We start from the raw sequence: 16396 nt of genomic DNA, 5'->3' as shown, positions 1-16396 counted from the left end.
AGGCATATTAGTGAAACAGGTGATTAGAGAGCTGGAACGTCTTTGTAAATTACATGAGCATCTGTTAACATTGTCTGAACAAAAAACGGAAGCACTGAAGAACAATGAAATTAAGTTGCTTTCAGAGATTGTGACAAAAGAACAAAAGTATGTTCAGGCGATTGAAGAGACAGAAAGGATGCGTATTGAAGCAACAGCTGCATGTCTTGGTCACTCCGATGCTACCATTAACAATTGCATCAGTGAAGCGGAAGACAGTGAAAAACCGGTGTTAGAACAGCTGTTTACTAAACTTTCACAGCTACTCATCCGTTTAAAAGATGTCAATGCTTTGAATAAGCAGCTGACTTTTCAATCACTGCAATTCATATCTCTGACATTTGATATGCTTCTTCCGAAAGAAGGAAATACGAATTATGGAAAACCGCAAGAGCCAGTCCCAACGGGCGGTTCAAGCCGGCTTTCTCTTTTCGATTCAAAGGCTTAGAACGGAGGGAAAGAATTATGACAATACCAACTTTTATGGGATTGGAAATTGCCAAAAGAGGACTGTCCGCCCAACAGGCTGCTTTAAGTGTTACATCAAATAACATTTCAAATGCCAACACTGAAGGGTATACAAGACAACGTGTTGGTTTTAAAGCGACATCCCCTTATCCAACGGTATCAAGGAATGCTGTCGAACTTGCAGGGCAAATGGGAACAGGTGTTGAAATCGGTTCTGTTGAACGAGTAAGAGACGGTTTTCTTGATTATCAATATCGATTGCAAGGCACGAATGCGGGTTACTATAACACGAAAGTCGATGCTTTTTCACAAATGGAAGGCATTATGAATGATCTGGATAACACCGGTTTAAACAGCGTCCTTAATTCATTTTGGAATTCTATCCAAGAGTTGACAAATAACGCTAATGAGTCAAGTGCCCGTTCTGTTGTTGCGCAAAAAGGACAGGCAGTTGCTGAGACGTTTAATCATTTATCAGATTCATTAAACATTGTGAAAACCAATTTAGGTGATCAGCTTGAACAGGATGTTATGACGATCAATTCATTGCTGTCTCAATTGAATGGTTTGAACGAACAAATTGCCAAGGTTGAGCCAAACGGTTATCTGCCAAATGATTTGTATGATAAGCGTGATTTGTTACTTGACCAGCTTTCTTCAAAGGTTAGTATTAAAGTCAGCTATACGAAAACAGGTGGTCATTCACTTCCAATTGCGGAAGGGCTTGTTTCAGTTGAAGTTCTAGGAAGTAACGGTTTGCCCCTTGGGAAGATTCTTGACGGTCCCACTTTTACAGCCGAAAATGTCAAAGCGAACTATGATAGCACGACAGGTCTTGTTACAAGCATATCACTAGGGGCGACCAACGTTGCTGCCGATGCTTTTACAAGTAAAGGGTCTTTGTTGGGTTTAGTCGAATCATTCGGTTACATGTCTGGTGGTAATGAAAAAGGAACATATCCACAAATGCTTGCAAACCTTGATGAAATAGCGCTTGCTTTCGCTGACGCATTTAATACTGTTCATCAAAATGGAGTGACTTCTACAGGTGCTCCGGGTGGCGCTTTCTTTGAGTTTGCCGGTGGAGGTATACCGACAAAAGGAGCTGCAGCTAAGATCAAAGTGGCTGATGATATCCTCAGTTCTAAAGGGGGAAATATCGCTGCTTCACTTAATGGTGAAACAAGCGATAACTCAAATGCAACCCATTTGGCGGCTGTTTTCACAAGCAAAATGACAATTGGAGGAAAAACGGCGAGTGTTTTGGATTATTACGCTGGTGTTGTCGGAGAGATGGGCGTTCAAGCTCAAGAAATGAACCGGATGGCGAAAAACACAGAAACACTTCTCAATTCAGCTGAGTTGAACCGCCAGTCAACGAGTGCTGTTTCTCTTGATGAAGAAATGGCAAACATGATTCAATTTCAGCATGCTTATAATGCAGCGGCACGGATGATCACGCTGCAGGATGAAATTCTTGATAAGATTATTAACGGCATGGGTGTCGTGGGAAGGTAGGTAAGGCTTAATGCGGATAACCCAAGGGATGATCGCAAAAAACTCTTTGCGTTATATCAGTTCCAGCTATGGAAAATTGGACCAGCTTCAATCTCAGATTGCTTCAGGCAAAAAGATTACAAAAGCATCAGACGATCCGATTGTTGCGATGAAAAGTTTGAAATACAATACACAATTATCCCAAGTAAAGCAATATCAAAGCAATGCTTCACAAGCTTTTACTTGGCTTGAAAATACGGAGACAAACATTACAGAAGCCACCGATGTCATGGGGAAAATCAGAGAACTTGCTGTTAAAGCTGAAAATAGCACAAATGGTGATGCGGAATTACAGGCAATTGGAGTTGAAGTCGGCCAACTGAAGGAACAGCTGATTCAAATTGCCAATACGCAAGTAAATGGGCGTTACATTTTTAGCGGAACAAACTCGGATGTTGCCCCGATCGTAGAAAGCGGTGGTGTTTATACGTATAACTTTGAAAGTTATACAAGCACATCTGATGTAAATGTCAATGTTTCCAGTAATGCAACATTAAAAGTGAATTCAAACCCAATCTCAGCTTTTGGCGGTCAATCAGGAAGCGGACAAAATGTTTTTGAAATGATTGATTCCTTAGAAACGGCTTTGAAATCAGGGTCTTTGGGCGGAATGACGACCATTTTATCTGATATTGATCAGTTCACGAACACGATGAGTGCAGAGCGCTCAGATGTCGGTGCGCGCTATAATCGCCTTGAATTAATCAATACTCGGTTAAATGTGCAGGAAGAGACAGCAACAAAAGTGTTATCAGATAATGAAGATGTTGAGCTTGAAAAAGTGATTTCAGAATTTGTAACACAGCAAAGTGTTCACAGAGCATCACTGTCTGTCAATGCAAAAATTGTTCAGCCGACATTAATTGACTTTTTAAGATAAAAGCGACTCTTTCGTGAGTTGCTTTTTTTTCAACAAAAGGAGGTAACCAAAATGCAGCTGCCAAGGCTGATAATGGAAAGCGTACAAGCACGAATTGGACTAACAACTACTCCGGCAAAACTAGGGATGGAACAGCCTCGTGCTGATATGGAAATTGAGCAGCCCCATGCTGAACTGGACATATCTGTTAAACCTTCAAAACTGACGATTGATCAGACAAAAGCCTGGGAAGACTTAGATAGGAAGCATATTTTTAAAAGAATTGAAGAAGCTGCTCAACAAGGTCAGCAAGATTGTATTGACGGAATCGCGCGCACTGCCGAACAAGGTGACGAATTGATGAGAATTGAAAATGGTGGCGACCCGATTGCAGAACAAGCGAGAAGAAACAGTGAACCAGAGCCTATTCAAATTGGTATTCATTCTTCACCTGCTTTTTCAAGGGTTAAAATTGAGTATACACCATCAGAAGTAGATATTAAGGCAACACCACATAAACCAGTGATTAAATTTACACCACATAAACCAGTGGTCGACTATACACCAGGTAGTGTGAAGGTTGACATGCTTCAATATCCCGAGTTAAAAATAAATGTGGAATATCCAAAGCCAAAACAATAGTAAAGGATCGTGAATGATGATCATTAAAACGAAGTATCATGGTGAAACAAATATTAATGAAAACCAAATCATTGTCTTTGAAAGTGGACTGCCCGGATTTGTAGATGAAAAAAAGTTTGTTATTTTACCGCTCTCAGAAGATTCACCATTTCTTGTTCTCCAATCGACTGAGATGGAAGAGCTCGCTTTTATCGTGACAAGTCCGTTCATCTTTTTTAAAGATTATGCTTTTGATCTTGATGATTCGACAGTAGAGTCTCTCAACATTGAAGCTTCTGAAGATGTTGAAGTGATGGCAATTTTAACAATTGAAGATCCTTTTGAAAAAACAACAGCAAATTTATTGGCGCCGATCATTGTCAACCGTAAACAAATGCTGGCTAAACAAGTGATTTTGCCAAACTCTCCATATCAAACGAAACATGTGATAGGAGGGGGAGCATGCTAGTCTTATCTCGTAAGCTTAATGAAGCGATTAAAATTGGTGACGATATTGAAGTCAAAATTATTGCTGTTGAAGGAGATCAGGTGAAGATAGGTATTGATGCTCCGAAGCGAATTGATATTCATCGCAAAGAAATTTATTTGGCCATTCAGGAAGAAAACAACCGGGCCGCATCTTTTTCAAGTGATCTCTTGACGAAGTTATCTTTACAAAAAGGTGAGGAATAAAATAGGGCTTTCGTTTTCGATTAGAAAGCTGGCAGTTTGGTCTTTGTTAAAGGACCAATTTGCCGGCTTTTTTTAATTTTGGGTCGTATTGAATGTTAATATCGTTGCCAGACAAATAAAGGGACTTAAACAGCAGGTTTTTGAATATTTATCAGTTCTTAGCAAATCCTCGATTCACACAAAACAATAATTTAACATAAAAAGAGAAGATTTTCTATTTTTATTCTAAACATTTCCTTCTTCACTCCGATATAGAAATATGTAACAGTCAGAAAGAGCTCACTGAATGCTACAAACTGCACATGGAAGTGCAATTAGACACATTTTCCTATCAAGGAGGAAATTCAGAATGAGAATTAACCACAATATTGCAGCACTTAACACACTGAATCGTTTAGGTTCAAATAATGGTGCAAGCCAAAAGAACATGGAAAAACTGTCTTCAGGTTTACGCATTAACCGTGCTGGAGATGATGCAGCAGGTCTAGCGATCTCAGAAAAAATGAGAGGTCAAATCAGAGGGTTAGAAATGGCGTCTAAAAACTCTCAAGATGGTATCTCTTTGATCCAAACAGCTGAAGGTGCATTAACTGAAACACACGCGATCCTTCAACGTATGCGTGAACTTATGGTTCAAGCGGGAAACACAGGGACGCAACAAACTGAAGATCGTACTGCCATCCAATCTGAAATAACTGCGTTGATCGACGAAGTGAATGGGATTTCAACACGTACTGAATTCAATGGTAAGAAATTGTTGGATGGCACTGTAGCAACAGCAGGAGGATTTACATTCCAAATCGGTGCGAATGCTGGTCAACAATTAAACGTTTCGATTGCTAGTATGGCGGCAGGATCATTAGGTACAACTGTAAAAGTTAGTGACCTTAATGCAGCAGACTTTACAACTAATTCATTTGATAACCAACTAAAAGGTATTGATGAAGCGATCAACACTGTTTCAAAACAACGTGCCAGCCTAGGTGCAGTACAAAACCGTCTTGAACACACAATCAACAACCTTGGTGCAGCATCTGAAAACTTAACAGCTGCTGAATCTCGTATTCGTGATGTTGATATGGCGAAAGAAATGAGCGAGTTCACAAAGAACAATATTCTTTCTCAAGCGTCTCAAGCGATGCTTGCGCAAGCAAACCAACAACCGCAAAGTGTGCTTCAATTGTTACGTTAATTACTTAATGCTTACTTTTTGCGGTACTATAGTTAACAAAGTGTATTTTTACTTAAATATATATTCAATTTAGTTATATATGATGACCTATCAAGGAGGAAATTCAGAATGAGAATTAACCATAATATTGCAGCACTTAACACACTGAACCGTTTAGGTTCAAATAATGGTGCTAGCCAAAAGAACATGGAAAAACTGTCTTCAGGTTTACGCATTAACCGTGCTGGAGATGATGCAGCAGGTCTGGCAATCTCTGAAAAAATGAGAGGTCAAATCAGAGGGTTAGAAATGGCATCTAAAAACTCTCAAGACGGTATCTCTTTAATCCAAACAGCTGAAGGTGCATTAACTGAAACACATGCGATCCTTCAACGTATGCGTGAACTAACTGTTCAAGCTGGAAACACAGGTACACAACAAACTGAAGACCTTGAGGCAATCAAAGCAGAAATGGATGCGCTCAAATCTGAAGTAGACGGTATTTCAACCCGTACCGAATTCAACGGTAAAAAATTGTTAAATGGTAGCTTTGCATCTGGAACAGAAGATCTTGTTCTGCAAATTGGTGCAAATGCTGGACAACAATTAAAAGTAAATATTGATAGCATGGCATCAACAGCTTTAGGAAGTGCAACGGTAAAAGTGAATGATCTAGACGTCACAAAATTTGCTACTACTTCTTTTGATGACCAACTTAAAGGTATTGATGCAGCGATCAACACTGTTTCAAAACAACGTGCCAGCCTAGGTGCAGTACAAAACCGTCTTGAACACACAATCAACAACCTTGGTGCAGCATCTGAAAACTTAACAGCAGCAGAGTCTCGTATTCGTGATGTTGATATGGCGAAAGAAATGAGTGAGTTCACAAAGAACAACATTCTTTCTCAAGCGTCTCAAGCGATGCTTGCGCAAGCAAACCAACAACCGCAAAGTGTTCTTCAATTATTGCGTTAATAGAAATTAGGAAAAGATCTTGGTATTTTGCCAAGATCTTTTTTTAGGAGTTGTCCGGAAAGTAGTTTTGCTCGCTTTCCGCGGGCGATCCGCGAGTCTCCTCAAAGCTCGTTGTTTCGACAGGGGTCTCGCGATGCCTTCTGATGCAGTTTATAAAGGCTTTTTCAGATAGCTTTCTTACCGACAAGCATATCTAAATATTCAATTAGTCTTGTTTTATTTACAGGGGTTTGTGCAGGAGATTTTTTAATGAATCTAGGATATTGTCAGTTATTATTTTTTATTTTTTAAATGGATTACTGGAAACGTCTGTAAAGCTGATCGCCATTTCTGACTGGTTTTTAGCCAACAACACCTTCCAATTCAGGAAAGTTTTTATCGTGTAAAAGATTGTTTTCACCTCCGATATAAAAGGTGTAACAGGCAGGAAGGACAACCGACCTGAATGCTACAAAATATGCACAAGGACGTGCGATCAAACATATTTCAAGGAGGAAATACAAATGAGAATTAACCACAATATCGCAGCACTTAACACGCTGAACCGTTTGTCTTCAAACAGCGCAGCTAGCCAAAAGAACATGGAGAAATTATCTTCAGGTTTACGCATTAACCGTGCTGGAGATGATGCAGCAGGTCTAGCGATCTCAGAAAAAATGAGAGGCCAAATTAGAGGTTTAGAAATGGCGTCTAAAAACGCTCAAGATGGTATTTCTTTAATCCAAACAGCTGAAGGTGCATTAACTGAAACACATGCGATCCTTCAACGTATGCGTGAACTAACTGTTCAAGCAGGAAACACAGGTACACAGCAAGCTGAAGATCTAACTGCAATCGATGCAGAGATGGATGCACTAGTAAATGAAATTAATGGAATTTCAACGCGTACAGAATTCAACGGTAAAAAGTTGTTAGATGCTTCTGTAGTTGGAGGTTTCACATTTCAAATTGGTGCAAACGCGACCCAACAACTGAATGTCACAATTGGTAATATGGGAGCGACTGCTCTTGGAGTCGATTCTGCAACAATCGATGTAACAACTTTGACAGCAACTCCGGCTAACTTTAACACTTATGTTGCTGCTATTGATACGGCTATTACAACTGTATCTACTCAACGTGCAAACCTTGGTGCGGTACAAAACCGTCTTGAACATACAATCAACAACCTTGGTGCAGCATCTGAGAACTTAACAGCTGCTGAGTCTCGTATCCGTGACGTTGATATGGCGAAAGAAATGAGCGAGTTCACAAAGAACAACATCCTTTCTCAAGCATCTCAAGCAATGCTTGCACAAGCAAACCAACAACCGCAAAGTGTTCTTCAACTGTTGCGTTAATCAATATAGAAAGATCTTGGTGTTTTGCCAAGGTCTTTTTTTATATTTTTCTTGGTTTTTGTTTAAGTCGCAGCTTGCTCGACAATTTAAAAAATTAGTAATGAAATATTTTCTAAAGACATATCCAATAAGTGATGGAGAGCAAATGTACATCATAGGTCATGAGAAGGAATCTATGAATCTTCCACTTGAAAACTAAGGTAGTACATTCCTGTGCAGGAAAGTTTTTATCATATAAGAAGTCATTTTCGATCCGATATAAATATTGTAACAGTTAGGGTAGCAACCCTGAATGTTATAAAACATGCACAAGGACGTGCAAACAAACATATTTCAAGGAGGAAATACAAATGAGAATTAATCACAATATTGCAGCGCTTAACACGTTGAACCGTTTGTCTTCAAATAATGCTGCTAGCCAAAAGAGCATGGAGAAATTGTCTTCAGGTTTACGTATCAACCGTGCTGGAGATGATGCAGCAGGTCTAGCGATCTCAGAAAAAATGAGAGGCCAAATTAGAGGTCTAGAAATGTCTTCTAAAAACGCTCAAGATGGTATCTCTTTAATTCAAACAGCTGAGGGTGCATTGACTGAAACACATGCAATCCTGCAACGTGTTCGTGAACTTGCAGTTCAAGCAGGAAACACAGGAACAGAACAAAACGAAGACCGTACTGCCATCCAAGCGGAAGTAACTGCACTTATCAATGAAATTGATGGTATTTCAACGCGTACAGAATTCAACGGTAAAAAATTGTTAAATGGATCTGTACCAAGTTTCACATTCCAAATTGGTGCGAACGCAACCCAACAACTGAATGTCACGATTAATGATATGGATGCCACTGCTCTTGGAGTTAACGCTATTGATGTAACTGGTTTCACAGCTGCAGGTGCCTTTGATACACAAATTGCGCTTATTGACACTGCGATTACAACTGTATCTACTCAACGTGCAAACCTTGGTGCGGTACAAAACCGTCTTGAGCATACAATCAACAACCTTGGTGCAGCATCTGAGAACTTAACAGCAGCTGAATCTCGTATCCGTGACGTTGACATGGCGAAAGAAATGAGCCAGTTTACAAAGAACAACATTCTTTCCCAAGCATCTCAAGCAATGCTTGCGCAAGCAAACCAACAACCGCAAAGCGTTCTGCAATTATTGCGTTAATCAATACTGGAAAAGATCTTGGCGCTTTGCCAAGGTCTTTTTTTTTGCCGTTCTTGACTTTTAAAACAAGGTCGTAAAAATATTCTATTGGGAAGTTAGCTAAACTTTAGAAAAAAATTAGCTTTTTTTAAGTTTCTAGCTAAACATTTCCTGTTCAATTCCGATATAACAGTTGTCACAATCAACCTGACTGTGACAAAACATGCACATGGACGTGCAAACAAACACTCAAGGAGGAATTACATAATGAGAATTAACCACAACATTGCGGCGCTTAACACGCTAAATCGTTTGTCTTCAAACAACAGTGCCAGCCAAAAGAACATGGAGAAATTGTCTTCAGGATTACGTATCAACCGTGCTGGAGATGACGCAGCAGGTCTAGCGATCTCAGAAAAAATGAGAGGCCAAATCAGAGGTTTAGAAATGGCTTCTAAAAACTCTCAAGATGGTATTTCTTTAATCCAAACAGCTGAAGGTGCATTGACTGAAACACATGCAATCCTTCAACGTATGCGCGAGCTTGCAGTTCAAGCAGGAAATACAGGAACAGAACAAGCCGAAGACCGTACTGCCATCCAAGAAGAAGTGACCGCACTCATCAATGAAATTGATGGTATTTCAACGCGTACAGAATTCAACGGTAAAAAATTGTTAAATGCATCTGAACCAAGTTTTACATTCCAAATTGGTGCAAACGCAACCCAACAACTGAACGTTACAATTGGTAATATGGGTGCAACTGCTCTTGGAGTTAACGCTATTGATGTAACTGGTTTCACAGCAGCAGGTGCTTTTGACACGCAAATCGCACTTCTTGACACTGCGATTACAAATGTATCTAATCAGCGTGCTCAACTTGGTGCAGTACAAAACCGTCTTGAGCATACAATCAACAACCTTGGTGCAGCATCTGAGAACTTAACAGCAGCAGAATCCCGTATCCGTGACGTAGATATGGCGAAAGAAATGAGCCAGTTTACAAAGAACAACATTCTTTCTCAAGCATCTCAAGCAATGCTTGCGCAAGCAAACCAACAGCCGCAAAGTGTTCTTCAATTATTGCGTTAATCAATACTTTAAAAGATCTTGGTATATTACCAAGGTCTTTTATTTATGTCGGGGCTGTCCTGAAAGTCGTGTGGATGAATAAAAATTGGGAATTTGCTCGCTTTCCGCGGGCGATCCGCGAGCCTCCTCGGAGCTCGTTCCTTGCTCCTCTTGGGTCTCGCCTAGCTCGCTTTCCGCAGGCAATTCCCCCCGATTTATCTTGAAAAAGGACTTTTTAGACAGCTCCTATTTGCCGACAATGTTTAAAGTCTGGATGAGTCTATTAACTAAAATGCATGTATGACTTCACCTCTAATCCCCCTTTCATTACCTGCAATGCCAATGTGTTTTTCCATCGGTACTTCCTTCCAAGCTAGGAAGGTTTTTAGCATGGAAGAGGTTATTATTACTCCGATATAAAGAATGTAACGGGCAGGAAGGCGGCCAACCGGAATGCTTAAAACATGCACATGGATGTGCAAATAAACACATTTCAAGGAGGAATTTAATATGAGAATCAACCATAATATTGCAGCGCTTAACACGCTGAACCGTTTGTCTTCAAACAGCGCAGCTAGCCAAAAGAACATGGAGAAATTATCTTCAGGTCTACGCATCAACCGTGCTGGAGATGATGCAGCAGGTCTGGCAATCTCTGAAAAAATGAGAGGCCAAATCAGAGGTTTAGAAATGGCTTCTAAAAACTCTCAAGATGGCATCTCTTTAATCCAAACAGCTGAAGGTGCATTAACTGAAACACATGCGATCCTTCAACGTATGCGTGAACTAACTGTTCAAGCAGGAAACACAGGTACACAGCAAACTGAAGATTTGACTGCGATTAAAGCAGAGATGGATGCGTTGATCGGCGAAGTAAATGGCATTTCAAGCCGTACTGAGTTCAACGGTAAAAAATTGTTAGATGGTAGCTTTGCCTCTGGAACAGGAGATCTTATCTTCCAAATTGGTGCAAATGCTGGACAACAATTGACAGTGAATATTAGCAGTATGGCAGCAGCAGATTTAGGTACGACTGTAGCAATTAGTGCACTTGACGTAACAAACTTTGCTGGGACTTCTTTTGATAACCAACTTACAGGTATTGATGAAGCAATTACCCAAGTTTCTACGCAACGTGCTCAACTTGGTGCGGTACAAAACCGTCTTGAACACACAATCAACAACCTTGGTGCAGCATCTGAGAACTTAACAGCAGCTGAATCTCGTATTCGCGACGTAGACATGGCGAAAGAAATGAGCGAGTTCACAAAGAATAACATTCTTTCTCAAGCGTCTCAAGCAATGCTTGCACAAGCAAACCAACAGCCACAAAGCGTTCTGCAATTATTGCGTTAATCAATACTGGAAAAGATCTTGGCGTTTTGCCAAGGTCTTTTTTTATGCCGTTCTTAACTTTTAAAACAAGTCGTAAAAATATTCTATTGGTAAGTCAGCTAAATGTTAGAAAAAAAATAGCGTTTTTTAAGTTTCTAGCTAAACATTTCCTGTTCAATTCCGATATAACAGATGTAACTGTCCACCTGGCTGTTACAGACCATGCACATGGACGTGCAAGCAAACACTCAAGGAGGAATTACATAATGAGAATTAACCACAACATTGCGGCGCTTAACACGCTAAATCGTTTGTCTTCAAACAACGGTGCTAGCCAAAAGAACATGGAGAAATTGTCTTCAGGTTTACGTATCAACCGTGCTGGAGATGATGCAGCAGGTCTAGCAATCTCTGAAAAAATGAGAGGGCAAATCAGAGGTTTAGAAATGGCGTCTAAAAACTCTCAAGATGGTATCTCTTTAATCCAAACAGCTGAAGGTGCATTGACTGAAACACATGCAATCCTTCAACGTATGCGTGAACTTATGGTTCAAGCGGGAAATACAGGTACACAACAAGCTGAAGATCTAACTGCGATCGATGCAGAAATGGATGCATTAGTAAGTGAAATTAATGGCATTTCAACGCGTACTGAGTTCAATGGTAAAAAGTTGTTAGATGGTAGCTTTGCCTCTGGAACAGGAGATCTTATCTTCCAAATTGGTGCAAATGCTGGACAACAATTGACAGTGAATATTGACAGTATGGCAGCAGCAGATTTAGGTACGACTGTAGCAGTTAGTGCACTTAACGTAACAAACTTTGCTGGGACTTCTTTTGATGACCAACTTACAGGTATTGATGAAGCGATTAGTAAAGTATCTACTCAACGTGCAAAACTTGGTGCGGTACAAAACCGTCTCGAGCATACAATCAACAATCTTGGTGCAGCATCTGAGAACTTAACAGCAGCTGAATCTCGTATTCGTGACGTAGATATGGCGAAAGAAATGAGTGAGTTCACAAAGAACAACATTCTTTCTCAAGCATCTCAAGCAATGCTTGCACAAGCAAACCAACAGCCGCAAAGCGTTCTTCAATTGTTACGTTAATGGGCTTTATAAAGACTTTGGCGTTTTGCCAAGGTCTTTTTTTATGTTTCGTTACAATTTATACTGAAGATCTGTTTTCTGATCAAAAACAAGTCTTTAAAATATATTCAATATAGTTGGTATTTTGCCGATATAAATTTTAGATCATAGGATAGGAGATGGTAAAAATTGTCGATCGGAAGGCTAACATCTTTTCAACCTATTATTGATGCTTATAAGACACAAATCATGAATCAGCAACGAGATGAAATGAAACAGGTACAGCAACCTGCTTCAAACAAAGTCTCATATGAGCAGCTTGAAAAGACTGTGCAAGGGGCAAATAAACTAATGGAACCTTCACAAGTTCACCTTAAGTTTGAACTTCATGAAAAACTTGGTGAATATTATGTGAAAGTTGTCGACAATCAAACAGAAGAAGTCGTTCGAGAGATTCCTCCTAAACATTGGCTTGATTTTTATGCGGCCATGGCAGAGTTTATGGGGTTAATTGTCGATAAATCAACATAGAACAGGAGTGATTGATAAAATGGTCATGAGGATTTCAGGGTTAGCTACAGGAATGGATATCGATGATATCGTCAGCAAATTAATGCAAACGGAACGTGTCCCACTTGATAAATTGGCACAAAAGAAACAAATGTTAGAATGGCAGCGTGACAGCTATCGTGATGTGAATAAGAAAGTGAAAGAACTTCAGGATTCAATCTACTCGATGCTCCGTCCGAGCACATATGGTGCAAAAAAAGTGACAAGCTCTGATGAATCAGCAGTGACAGCAACAGCTACAACGAGCTCCGCTTCAAGCACCATCAAGATTAATCGATTAGCAACTGCAGCAACATATAAGTCAGCTGATATTTCAGGTTACACAGGCAGTGATCAAACATTAACTTTTAATGTGACTGCTCCTGGAGAATCTACCGCTAAAGCAGTGAATATTACTGTTGCTAGTACAGATACATTGGATAATATCGTTTCTAAAATCAATACATCAGGTTTAGGTGTAACCGCTATTAAAGATAAAATATTTAATGGAACGGAATATGTCGAAACGATTGCCTTCACTTCGAAAACGACAGGAGCAGGCGGCAGTATTCAAGCAGGTGATGCTGCAACAGCCAACTTTATGACAAGCCAGCTCGGATTTGCGCTGGATGCTGATAACAAAATGGTTGCTAGTCAAACAGGGCAAAATGCAGAAGTTGTGATTAATGGCTTGCAAATGGAAAAAACATCCAACAACTTTACAGTCAACAATGTCACTTACTCACTGAAAAATACAACATCAACTGCTGTATCGATTGATGTTTCTACAGATGTTGATGGGGTATATAATAAAATTAAAGAGTTTGTTACAAAGTATAATGATCTTGTCGATACAGTAACCGGTAAATTGCAAGAAAAAAAATACAGAGATTTTCAACCGCTGACAGCTGAGCAAAAAGAGACAATGAAAGAAAAAGAGATCGAACTTTGGGAAGAAAAAGCAAAAAGCGGATTGTTAAGAAATGACTCGATTTTAAGCAGTGGTACGAACAAAATGCGGACAGACTTTTACTCAAATGTCTCTGTAAATGGAGAATCCCTTCAGCTGACACAGTTTGGGATTAACACTTCAAAATTGTATAATCAGCGCGGTCATTTAGAGATAGATGAAGAAAAACTGAAAGCGAAAATTCAAGAAGATCCCGAAAAAGTGGCAAGCCTCTTTACAGCAGGAACAAGTACTTCCAACTATGATGACAAAGGGATCTTGTGGCGTCTTCAGTCCTCATTAACAGATACAAAGAAATTGATTGAAGAGAAAGCTGGAAACACACTCATGCCAAATACTCAATCTTCAATCGGAAAAAATATAAGACATGTTGAATCTGATATGTCATCTTTACAAAATCGTTTGACAAAGATTGAAAATCGCTATTATGCGAAATTCACGGCGATGGAAAAAGCGATTCAAAAGATGAATGAGCGATCGGCTTATCTGTCACAATTGCTTGGACAATAATCGTAACCTGGAGGATTAACAATGGCTTTAAACAATCCATATGCAGCTTATCAGCAAAATTCTATTACCATGGCAAGCCCTGGTGAATTGACGCTCATGTTATATGACGGTTGTCTTAAATTTATGAAACTGGCGAAACAGGCGATTGAACAAAAGGATATCGAGAAAAAAAATACAAATCTGATTAAAGCACAAAACATTATCCAAGAGTTAAATTTGACCTTAAACAGAAAGGTTGAAATGGCTGGGTCAATGGGTGCGATGTACGACTATATTCATCGCCGTCTAATTGAAGCAAATATTCAAAATGATAAAGACATCTTGACGGAAGTCGAAGGTTATGTAAAAGACTTACGCGATGCTTGGAAACAGGCTTTGCAAATTGAACGACAAGGGCGCTTCGGATCAGGCGGGCAAGCATGATGAACAGAATAAAGCTGTTATTAAGTGAGACCGAGAACATACTGTCCGAAATAAAGGATATTCCTGAAAGTGATGAGCTGCTTCAGAGGATTGAAGATTATCTTGAGAAACGTGAAGGCTTGATTGATGAGATCAAGCCGCCGCTTTCTCATGAAGAAAAACTGCAGCTGGAGCAAGTCGTTAAAATGGAGCCATTGATCATGACTGAACTGAAAAGACTGAAGGAGGATATTAAAAAAGAGCTGATTCAAGTAAAGAAGAAGCGTGCTTTGCATCAAACGTACCTAACGCCATACCAAAATGTGACGATTGACGGCACATATTATGACAAGCGCAAATAGGTGATATCTTTGACAAAAACTGAAGATTATTTGCTCTTGTCCACTTATTATCAGCTTCTTTTTACAATTGAGGAAGGGCTTTACTATTTAATTGAGGCAGATCGGAATTTGTCAAAAACGGAAGGTGAACGGATTTTTAATGATCTCATCTATGCGTTTTTTCATCTCGATTCATCACATTCTGTTCTTCTTGCGATTATGCAGGGGAACAGTATACAAGCCTCTATCCGTTCATTTGACAGAGTTTTCAGTGATTTCGACAGCTTGATTGATTGCTCTTTTCCTTCTTCCGAATTTCAAGATTATTTGCAAACCCGCTTTTTACCACTGTATCAACAATGGATGGAGAAGGTTCATCAATCTATGAAGCCGTATGTCATTCATTAAAATTCAGGCAGTCGTGACCTTGGAATGAAACAAATTTCGCTAAAATTCATGTTTTTTTCACATTATTTTTACGTCTTAAGCAGGAGTTTAGAGGGATAAGGCGAAATGTATTAACATATCCTTAATATAAAGGAGGCGTTCTTTTGATGAGGTACAACGTCAGAGGAGAAAACATTGAGGTAACAACAGCGTTAAGAGAACACGTCGAGAAAAAACTTGGAAAGCTAGAACGTTATTTTGAAAATAACGTTGATGCGAATGTTCACGTCAACTTAAAGTTCTATAATGATCAGGAATCAAAGGTCGAAGTGACAATTCCAATGACAGACCTCTCTCTCCGTGCAGAAGTTCATCATGAAGATATGTACAATGCAGTCGATCTTGCAACAAGCAGATTGGAACGTCAAATCCGCAAACACAAAACAAAAGTAAACCGAAAATTTCGAGAAAATGGTTTTCCTAAGCATTTGTTTACGGAAGAAACAGGCGTTGCAATAGCTGATGAGGAGACCGATGAGGCACCTCAGATTGTCCGGCAAAAACGGTTTAATTTAAAACCGATGGACAATGAAGAAGCGGTTTTACAGATGAATATGCTAGGCCACAACTTCTTTGTATTTACGAACGCCGAAACCAATCTAACCAATGTCGTTTACCGGAGAAATGACGGAAAATACGGTTTGATTGAACCGAATGAATAAAAGATAAGCCCACGACACCTCTTCTCGGATTTTTCGGGAGAGGTTTTTTAATTCCTCATATGGCAAATTGTTTGGAATTAACAAAAGGTGTGATATGATAGAGGATATATAAATTTACTGTTTACTATGTTAAACAAG

General features: G+C 39.6%; 19 protein-coding genes. All 19 read left to right on the top strand.

From position 1 onward, the window contains the following. Positions 1-4 precede the first annotated feature (4 nt). The 19 genes from HOO54_RS19340 to hpf all read left to right on the top strand — a co-directional run bounded on the left by HOO54_RS19340 (position 5) and on the right by hpf (position 16258). Entirely contained in the window at positions 5-487 is a 483-nt protein-coding gene (locus HOO54_RS19340) for a flagellar protein FlgN (RefSeq protein ID WP_309244916.1), read from the top strand. 17 nt (positions 488-504) lie between these two features. Then, on the top strand, positions 505-2025 hold the full coding sequence (gene flgK, locus HOO54_RS19335) for a flagellar hook-associated protein FlgK (RefSeq protein ID WP_172298143.1): 1521 nt from the start codon (positions 505-507) through the stop codon (positions 2023-2025). 10 nt (positions 2026-2035) lie between these two features. Next, positions 2036-2944 (top strand): flagellar hook-associated protein FlgL, encoded by a 909-nt coding sequence (flgL, locus tag HOO54_RS19330; protein ID WP_172298141.1) that lies wholly within the window; start codon positions 2036-2038, stop codon positions 2942-2944. Between the two features lie 51 nt (positions 2945-2995). After that, positions 2996-3565 carry a DUF6470 family protein gene (locus tag HOO54_RS19325; protein WP_172298139.1) on the top strand — a complete coding sequence of 190 codons (570 nt, stop codon included), beginning with the start codon at positions 2996-2998 and terminating at the stop codon, positions 3563-3565. A gap of 16 nt (positions 3566-3581) precedes the next feature. Further along, complete coding sequence (gene fliW / locus HOO54_RS19320) at positions 3582-4013, top strand: flagellar assembly protein FliW (RefSeq protein WP_172298137.1); 432 nt, start codon at positions 3582-3584, stop codon at positions 4011-4013. Next, on the top strand, positions 4007-4237 hold the full coding sequence (gene csrA / locus HOO54_RS19315; protein WP_172298135.1) for a carbon storage regulator CsrA: 231 nt from the start codon (positions 4007-4009) through the stop codon (positions 4235-4237). Before fliW ends, csrA begins: the two co-directional genes overlap by 7 nt. A 349-nt stretch (positions 4238-4586) precedes the next feature. Further along, positions 4587-5429, top strand: coding sequence for a flagellin Hag (gene hag, locus HOO54_RS19310; protein WP_172298133.1), 843 nt, complete (start codon positions 4587-4589; stop codon positions 5427-5429). A gap of 108 nt (positions 5430-5537) precedes the next feature. Beyond that, positions 5538-6386, top strand: a complete 849-nt coding sequence (gene hag / locus HOO54_RS19305) for a flagellin Hag (protein ID WP_172298131.1) — start codon at positions 5538-5540, stop codon at positions 6384-6386. 503 nt (positions 6387-6889) lie between these two features. Beyond that, positions 6890-7726: a flagellin Hag gene (gene hag, locus HOO54_RS19300; RefSeq protein ID WP_172298128.1), complete on the top strand. Its 837-nt coding sequence runs from the start codon at positions 6890-6892 to the stop codon at positions 7724-7726. Positions 7727-8076: 350 nt separating this feature from the next. Continuing rightward, positions 8077-8901, top strand: a complete 825-nt coding sequence (gene hag, locus HOO54_RS19295; protein ID WP_172298126.1) for a flagellin Hag — start codon at positions 8077-8079, stop codon at positions 8899-8901. 246 nt (positions 8902-9147) lie between these two features. Next, the gene (gene hag / locus HOO54_RS19290) at positions 9148-9972 is read left to right on the top strand and encodes a flagellin Hag (RefSeq protein ID WP_172298124.1); all 825 of its coding nucleotides are present in this window, start codon (positions 9148-9150) and stop codon (positions 9970-9972) included. 489 nt (positions 9973-10461) lie between these two features. After that, positions 10462-11307 carry a flagellin Hag gene (gene hag, locus HOO54_RS19285; protein WP_172298121.1) on the top strand — a complete coding sequence of 282 codons (846 nt, stop codon included), beginning with the start codon at positions 10462-10464 and terminating at the stop codon, positions 11305-11307. A 245-nt stretch (positions 11308-11552) separates the two neighbouring features. Next, complete coding sequence (hag, locus tag HOO54_RS19280) at positions 11553-12398, top strand: flagellin Hag (protein WP_172298119.1); 846 nt, start codon at positions 11553-11555, stop codon at positions 12396-12398. A gap of 168 nt (positions 12399-12566) precedes the next feature. Then, positions 12567-12908, top strand: coding sequence for a flagellar protein FlaG (gene flaG / locus HOO54_RS19275; protein WP_172298117.1), 342 nt, complete (start codon positions 12567-12569; stop codon positions 12906-12908). Between the two features lie 19 nt (positions 12909-12927). After that, a complete protein-coding gene (locus HOO54_RS19270) occupies positions 12928-14406 on the top strand; it encodes a flagellar hook-associated protein 2 (protein WP_172298115.1) in 1479 nt (492 codons plus the stop codon). Positions 14407-14427: 21 nt separating this feature from the next. After that, on the top strand, positions 14428-14829 hold the full coding sequence (fliS, locus tag HOO54_RS19265) for a flagellar export chaperone FliS (RefSeq protein ID WP_172298113.1): 402 nt from the start codon (positions 14428-14430) through the stop codon (positions 14827-14829). Next, positions 14829-15170 (top strand): flagellar protein FliT, encoded by a 342-nt coding sequence (fliT, locus tag HOO54_RS19260; RefSeq protein WP_172299717.1) that lies wholly within the window; start codon positions 14829-14831, stop codon positions 15168-15170. Before fliS ends, fliT begins: the two co-directional genes overlap by 1 nt. A 9-nt stretch (positions 15171-15179) precedes the next feature. Further along, positions 15180-15557 carry a DUF8042 domain-containing protein gene (locus tag HOO54_RS19255; RefSeq protein ID WP_172298111.1) on the top strand — a complete coding sequence of 126 codons (378 nt, stop codon included), beginning with the start codon at positions 15180-15182 and terminating at the stop codon, positions 15555-15557. A 146-nt stretch (positions 15558-15703) separates the two neighbouring features. After that, the gene (gene hpf / locus HOO54_RS19250; protein ID WP_172299715.1) at positions 15704-16258 is read left to right on the top strand and encodes a ribosome hibernation-promoting factor, HPF/YfiA family; all 555 of its coding nucleotides are present in this window, start codon (positions 15704-15706) and stop codon (positions 16256-16258) included. Positions 16259-16396: the final 138 nt, after the last annotated feature.

The organism is Bacillus sp. WMMC1349, assembly GCF_013155385.1.
In the GTDB taxonomy this organism is placed as follows: domain Bacteria; phylum Bacillota; class Bacilli; order Bacillales; family Bacillaceae; genus Bacillus.
The sequence above is the reverse complement of the archived record's forward strand: the minus strand, read 5'-3'. Positions and strand labels throughout refer to the sequence as shown.